Origin of the sequence: Hugenholtzia roseola DSM 9546 (assembly GCF_000422585.1) — a bacterium.
In the GTDB taxonomy this organism is placed as follows: Bacteria; Bacteroidota; Bacteroidia; order Cytophagales; family Bernardetiaceae; genus Hugenholtzia; species Hugenholtzia roseola.
This window is the reverse complement of record NZ_AUGI01000080.1, coordinates 1-2127: the sequence shown is the minus strand read 5'-3', so window position 1 is coordinate 2127 and position 2127 is coordinate 1. Positions and strand designations below refer to the sequence as shown.

The 2127-nt window shown below is 41.7% G+C and carries 2 protein-coding genes; one reads left to right on the top strand and one right to left on the bottom strand.

The features are described from left to right. Nucleotides 1-213: 213 nt before the first annotated feature. Nucleotides 214-1674, bottom strand: coding sequence for an aldehyde dehydrogenase family protein (locus G500_RS0108170; protein WP_027002198.1), 1461 nt, complete (start codon nucleotides 1672-1674; stop codon nucleotides 214-216). 237 nt (nucleotides 1675-1911) lie between these two features. Between G500_RS0108170 and G500_RS22905 the strand changes: the two genes are divergently transcribed. Further along, nucleotides 1912-2127, top strand: a 216-nt coding sequence (locus tag G500_RS22905; RefSeq protein ID WP_035756810.1) for a hypothetical protein, incomplete at its 3' end; no start/stop codon positions are given.

Sequence of the window (2127 nt, the reverse complement as noted above, 5' to 3'; positions counted from 1 at the left end):
TAAAGCTAAAAAAACAAAACCTCGCCGACGGTTTCAAAAAAAGACCCTTAGATGTTTTTAGCGTCTAAGGGTCTTTTTGTTTTCGGCGGTATAAAAAGGCAAACAAAAAATTAGGGTTTGAAGCGCGAAGCTGGAGCTTCGCGCTACAGAAAAAACTTCGCCGACGGCTAACAGCCTTGTCGACGGTTTGAAGATTTTGGTAGGAAAAAAGTTTTAAATCCACTTCATAGAAAAATCTATCAGCGTCTTGACTTCATTTTTATAGGGCGGATACATCAGTTGGGCAGCACTAAAGCGAGTAGGTTGTTTCAAAACGGCTCTTTGGTTCGAAAATTCCAGAAATCCGAAATAGCCGTGTGCCTTCCCGATACCGCTTTGATTTACGCCTCCAAAGGGGAGTTCGTGCTGAAAGTAATGCACAAGGGTATCATTGATGCAAGTTCCGCCTGCTGAGGTTTGTGCTAAAATTTGGTCTACATTTTTGCCGTTTTGCGAAAATATATAAAGAGCAAGGGGCTTATCTTTGCTTTGGATAAGAGAGATGGCATCTTCCAAGTTTTTGTAGCGCAAAATGGGCAGCACGGGACCAAAAATTTCCTCCTTCATAATTTCGCTATCAGGCTTTACCTCCGAAAGTACAGTGGGCGCAATGTAGCGGTCTTCGAGTGCCATCGTGCCACCAATCCTAACGAGTGCGCCTTCGCCTTTTGCTTTTCCGATAAGGGTTGCCAAGCGGTTGCAATGTTTTTCGCTGATGATGCGTGCAAAGTCGGGCGATTGCAGCCTTTCTTGTGGCGTTTCACCATAGAACTTTTGTATTTGTGCTAAAAGTAGTTCTATAAAAAGTTCTTCTTTTTCTTCTTGTACCAAAATATAATCGGGTGCGATACAAGTTTGTCCTGCGTTGGTGAATTTGCCCCAAGCGATTTTTTTGGCAGCTTCTTCCAAATTTGCGGTTTCGTCTATGATGGTAGGCGATTTTCCGCCCAATTCGAGGGTTACCGAAGTTAGGTTTTTGGCTGCTGCCTGCATCACGATTTTCCCTACCTGCGTGCTGCCTGTAAAAAAGATGTGGTCGAAGGGTTTTTCTAATAGGTATTTCGAGACTTCGGTATCACCTTCTACTAAGGCGATTTCATCTTCGGGGAACATTTCGGCTATCATCTCTGCCATCAAACGCGCCGTATGGGGGGCAAATTCAGAAGGTTTTAAGATGGCACAATTTCCTGCTGCGATTGCCGAAACCAATGGGGCAAAGGTAATATTAAAAGGATAGTTCCAAGATGCAATTATCAAACAAACGCCTTTCGCTTCAGGCAGCACGTATGAACTTGAACCTAAAAGAGCCGTTGGTGTGCCTACGCTTTGTGGTTTGAGCCAATTTTCTAAGTTTGCGATAGCATACTTAATTTCATTAAGGGTAGGATAAATTTCGGATAAGTTGACCTCGGCAGAGGGCTTGCGAAAGTCCGCAAATAGTGCATCTTGTATCGCTTCTTTGTATTTAAAAATGGTATCTTGTAATTTTTTCAATTTCCGAATCCGCGATTTGGCACTGCTCTGCGAAATTGCCCAACGGTTTTTCTGCTGTAAGGCAAAAAGATAATCAATTCTACGGGTAGCATCTTGCACCTGTGCAGGAGAAAATTCTACGTTTGCAGTGGTATTTGACATAAAGCGTATAGAATAAAAAAGATAAAAAAGAGTATAATTTGCGTAAGCGTATCGGGAAATGATTTTCTATCCCCAAATATACGCTTTTTGTCGAGAAAAGGCTACAAAATCGGTAGGCAGGGGGGATTTTTTTGCTCTGCTGTGGTAAAACTTATTTTTTGTGTGAAAGTATTAAAATAGAGTTTATGAACGGAATTTTGTTATCTTTGCGTTGTTTTACGCTTTTATTTTTCTAACATGTACAATTCCTTGATAATCAGCGAGTTACAAAAAGACGAAAAGCAGTTTCGTGCCTTAACTTCTTTGCTTCCCGAAGAGTTTGAGGTGTTGTTGAGCAAGTTTGAGTCTGCGTTTGAGGATTATATTGCCAAATACAAGCTCGATGGGACACCTCGCTACAACAAATATAGTCCAAGAGCGACAAAAATATTGGGTAGCTGTGCCGAAAAGCTT